7 protein-coding genes are annotated in these 4,110 nt (G+C 37.6%); 3 read left to right on the forward strand and 4 right to left on the reverse strand.

What is annotated here, in order from left to right; genetic code table 11:
• Positions 1 to 242, forward strand: a 242-nt coding sequence (locus tag A5N85_RS12650; RefSeq protein WP_249023979.1) for a transposase, incomplete at its 5' end; no start/stop codon positions are given.
• Complete coding sequence (locus tag A5N85_RS12655; RefSeq protein WP_072577530.1) at positions 243 to 869, forward strand: tyrosine-type recombinase/integrase; 627 nt, start codon at positions 243 to 245, stop codon at positions 867 to 869.
• A gap of 496 nt (positions 870 to 1,365) precedes the next feature.
• Here the strand turns inward: A5N85_RS12655 and A5N85_RS12660 are convergent, their stop codons facing one another.
• From A5N85_RS12660 to A5N85_RS12675, 4 genes are all read right to left on the reverse strand, one after another.
• Positions 1,366 to 1,722, reverse strand: a complete 357-nt coding sequence (locus tag A5N85_RS12660; protein WP_072577531.1) for a hypothetical protein — start codon at positions 1,720 to 1,722, stop codon at positions 1,366 to 1,368.
• Positions 1,653 to 2,942: a DUF927 domain-containing protein gene (locus A5N85_RS12665; protein ID WP_072577532.1), complete on the reverse strand. Its 1,290-nt coding sequence runs from the start codon at positions 2,940 to 2,942 to the stop codon at positions 1,653 to 1,655. Before A5N85_RS12665 ends, A5N85_RS12660 begins: the two co-directional genes overlap by 70 nt.
• Positions 2,943 to 2,963: 21 nt before the next feature.
• Positions 2,964 to 3,176: a hypothetical protein gene (locus A5N85_RS12670; RefSeq protein WP_072577533.1), complete on the reverse strand. Its 213-nt coding sequence runs from the start codon at positions 3,174 to 3,176 to the stop codon at positions 2,964 to 2,966.
• A gap of 213 nt (positions 3,177 to 3,389) precedes the next feature.
• Positions 3,390 to 3,764 carry a hypothetical protein gene (locus A5N85_RS12675; protein WP_072577534.1) on the reverse strand — a complete coding sequence of 125 codons (375 nt, stop codon included), beginning with the start codon at positions 3,762 to 3,764 and terminating at the stop codon, positions 3,390 to 3,392.
• Positions 3,765 to 3,982: 218 nt separating this feature from the next.
• Here A5N85_RS12675 and A5N85_RS15275 point away from each other — a divergent pair, with 218 nt between their 5' ends.
• A complete protein-coding gene (locus A5N85_RS15275) occupies positions 3,983 to 4,102 on the forward strand; it encodes a helix-turn-helix domain-containing protein (RefSeq protein WP_143143299.1) in 120 nt (39 codons plus the stop codon).
• The last annotated feature ends 8 nt before the right edge of the window (positions 4,103 to 4,110 follow it).

A 4,110-nucleotide genomic window follows, 5' to 3' on the forward strand; every position in this document is an offset into this window, starting at 1 on the left:
CTGAGTTACCTAAAAACAGTGTAATTGTCATGGACAATGCCGCTTTTCATAAACGCAGTGATATTCAAGCAATCATTGAAGAGCATGGGCATGAGATAGTTTGGTTACCCCCTTATAGTCCAGACTTAAATCCTATTGAAAAGATGTGGGCTTGGATTAAGCAAATCCGCAAAGAATGGCGGATGGATTGTATTGATACTTTATTCTTTTATCTGCTTTGGATTGGGTTGGGTTTTAGATGATTGCACTATAACCCTGCTCAATCTGCCCCGAAAATTGTCAGAGGGAAAAATAATCGCGTTCAACATCATCCTTCGTTACCAAAAGAGCGCATCTATGAATTTTTTCAGCGTTTAGAAAAGTATCCTAATAGAAAAACTCAACTCGGTTTGCAATTACTTATTTTGACTTTTGTTCGAGTAGGTGAGCTTAGAGGTGGTAAATGGGAAGAGCTAAAAGATGATGAATGGCATATCCCGGAAGAGCGGATGAAAATGGGAAGACCACATATTGTGCCATTATCAGATTGGTCGCTTGATATATTGGCCGAACTAAGAACACTTAATAAACACAATAGCCCCTACATCATTACTGGTAACAAAAACTCCATGATGAGTGATAACACATTCTCCCTAGCGATGAAAAAAATGGGATACAAAGGAATTGCTGTTCCGCACGGGTTTCGCTCAATGGCTTCAAGTATTTTAAACGAAAGCGGATTATTCAATCCTGATGCGATTGAACGGCAATTAGCTCACGCAGAAAGCAATGCTGTTAGAGCTGCTTATAATCGCGCCGAATATCTCGAAGAAAGAAAAAAGATGGTGCAATGGTATAGCGATTTTATCCGAGAACAATCCTCAAAATAAATTGCTAATTATTTTAGAGCCTCGTTAATGACGAGGCTCTTTTAATTTAAAAAATTAATCACAAATAGAGTTAATGTTTTGCCATAAATTTTGAATAGGCGCAAAAAACCCGTGAAGAAATGCAATAATGTAATAAGTCAATGATTATATTGAAGTTTTAAAGAATGGCTATGTAAGAATGATGTAAGAATACTTTTTTCGATGTAGGAAAATAGTCTTTAAAATAAAAAATCCCACTAAAGTGGGATTAAATATTACTTGTAGTTCATATTTTCGCAATCTAGAATGTGGTTGATAGTAATTCTTTATCATTGGTTTTCCTAAATGTTGATAAGTTAAATTGAATGATTTTTTGACTTTCATTGTGATTCTTTCTCTATGCTTGGTGGTTCTATACCATTGAAAACGTAAAAATATCCGCGAGATTTCCAATTCCCACTGAGTGTATCAAGGTATTTTAGTTGTTTTCTCCAGCGGTTTCCATAACCTGCTTTTTCTAACCAGCCTGCTTTATACAGTACTTCAATGACTTTGTTTTCGTCGTATCCCTTACAGATTTCTTCGATAAAGACTTTTGGATAGACATAATAAATATCGTTTGTGCCTTTTCGCGTTGAATGAATCCCGGATGTTCGTATGAGGTGACTAAAGTGGCATTGATAGCATCAATAAAAAATAAAGATTTAGTTTGTAAAAAATCAATGGCATTTTGTAAAATTTTCTGCTCTTCATAAGATTCGGTTTTTGGCTGTAAGTCATACCAATCTTCAAAGCATCTTTCTATTAGCGTAAGTCCTTCATTTTGCCAAATTGGCAGAATTTCACATTCGCAAGCAAGCGATAATCCTGCCATTGCTGCTGCACAAATAATCTCGCTGTTCGTGCGGTTTGTGCATTAAGCTGATAAGTGTTTTGTAGCTGTTGCAAGTGAGTATTAAAGACTTCAATGGCTTTTTGTTTCCAGTGTTCAACATCATCGGTCAATACAGTTAAATATGCTCGCCCTGCAACGCCATAATGGTCAATAACAGCTTTATTGAGATGATTGGCAAGACTAGCAAAGCTTGGAAAGTCATGATGAGTTTCAAATTGATGCGGAATACCAGGACAACGAACCAGCTGTCCTGCCATGACTGCTTGTCCGTGATTAACAAGATGCGTCGCTAAATCGGTTTCTCCGGATGAAATGCCCAACACTCTGAATCTCACGGTTGGTCTATTACCTTTATCTAGCGAACCTCTTGTGCGTCCTTTACCGTTAGCAATGGCGTAGATGGCATCTCCTACGTTACGTCCCGAATAATCTTTACTGATTTCATCAAGCGATAATAAGCCATCATTACAAGCAGCAGCGGTATTTGTTAGTGCATACGCGGTGCTGTCCCAATCTTCATTAGCATTTTTACCATGCCTCCATACAGATTGTGCGCATTGCTGAAAAGTGGTTTTACCGCCAGTAGAATTGCCGTATATATGAATAATGCCCCCTTCAATATTAAGCCATTGCATGAGCGGAGCAGCAAAGGCAGCGCCTAGTAATAAACACAATCGGCTATTACCACCAGCATATACTCCAATTTGACTTTGCCAATCTGCTAATGTGCCTTTTTCTCTGTATGCTCGGCGTTTATCTTCTGCAATATGCCCATTGAAGTAGATATTATCCGTTTGTCCAATGATTTCTCCATTGGGCAGAATGTAAACGTCATTATGCCAGCCGGCAGTATCAACGATTGTCCAATACTCTTGATGCTTTTGGTCTTGGATGTATTCTGTTAATAGATCTAATTTTCTTCGCTGAGAAGGAATGTTAATAACATTTCTAAGTGTTCGCCATCCTTCGTTTGTGCCAACATCGCCTCTTGCAATCAGGCAATGCTCATTATTGCCGTATTGAATGACATGATAATACGTTCCTGCTCTATCAATACCGTATCCAACAACTTTAAAGGCTTCACATAGCCGAATTTTAGCTAAACGCTTAATGCCGTCAGCTTTAATCGGATAATGATAGATAATAGGATTCTCATCACCGTCATTTTCAATGACAGTGAAGGGTTTTAATTCGCTCATTTTTATTTTATGCGCTTATTTTTATCTTTGACTTTTCGGTCTTGAGCGTAAAACCCATCTCTGCGCCATTTCATTTGGTACGCCGACAGCTTTATAGATAGCTCCGTCAACGGTAACGCCAAATACACCAATTGCAATTCGAAATGCAGGTTGAGTAATATCATCATAAATTTCAAGCGTCCAACCAATGACATTCATATCTTTGATTAAGACGACTCCCGTCGTCTTAATCAAAGATATGATGATCTGTATCGTGTGGCTCATTGCGCCACTTTTCAGCAATTTTGCGTAATTCTTGATAAAGATGAATTCTTTTTGCTTCTGATTGTTTGACTTCCATACTTCTCATTCTCCTAAAATAAAAGTTTCTAATGCAATTAAGTCTAGTTCTAATGTATCTCGGCGTTGCTCCAGTAGTTCATTAAGATAAGGTTCATTTGCGCCTATTTAGATAGATTGCTCGACTTCTGTAATAGCGGTCTTTAATGCTTTTGCTAGATAGTGATGATTTCTAACAAGTAGCTGTATTGCTCGATCTTTTCTGAGTTCCACTTCATGTGCTAAAACAGAGCGAATAGGAAAATCAGTAATTTTGCTTACTAGAAAATTAAATGCTTTGAGTTCATAGTGTTTATTTTCTAGCTCTACGGAAATATAAGCGCGTTCGCCTTTTTCAATTTTAGCTATAGCATCCTCTACATTAAAAACCCTTTTGCCATAATAAACACGACAATAAGGGTGAGTAGCAATAACGGTGTTATTGTCATCAATAGCCCATTTGCTAAACTCATAGGAATTGCTTGGGAAATAGAGTATTTTCATGATGTTTACCCCTTCCAGAGAGCATCAAGACAGCTAATGATTTTTCTCATATTCTGACGCTTAAATGGATGGTTCAGCTCTATCATTAGCTGGCGCAAAGGCGATGGTTTAAGTATTTTTAAACGATATAGTCAAATCACTTATAATCCAATCTATCCAAAGCAGATATTAAAGAACAACTTGTAGTAGAATTATCAAAAATAAACTGAGCATATCCTATGACCTACTGCCGCCAATTCCGACAGAAAATTCTTAACGATATTGCTAATGGAGAAACTTGGCGCGCTGTTGCAAAGCGCTACAAGATCAGCAAATTCACCGTCTATAGCCTGGATTAAAAATCCCA

The sequence above is a fragment of the Suttonella ornithocola genome, from assembly GCF_001889065.1.
Lineage (GTDB): Bacteria > Pseudomonadota > Gammaproteobacteria > Cardiobacteriales > Cardiobacteriaceae > Suttonella_A > Suttonella_A ornithocola.

Bases quoted from the DNA above. Each gene is read 5' to 3' on its own strand.
- A5N85_RS15275 (WP_143143299.1), top strand. From the start codon at position 3,983: ATGACCTACTGCCGCCAATTCCGACAGAAAATTCTTAACGATATTGCT.
- A5N85_RS12675 (WP_072577534.1), bottom strand. From the start codon at position 3,764: ATGAAAATACTCTATTTCCCAAGCAATTCCTATGAGTTTAGCAAATGG.
- A5N85_RS12660 (WP_072577531.1), bottom strand. From the start codon at position 1,722: ATGGCAGGATTATCGCTTGCTTGCGAATGTGAAATTCTGCCAATTTGG.
- A5N85_RS12665 (WP_072577532.1), bottom strand. From the start codon at position 2,942: ATGAGCGAATTAAAACCCTTCACTGTCATTGAAAATGACGGTGATGAG.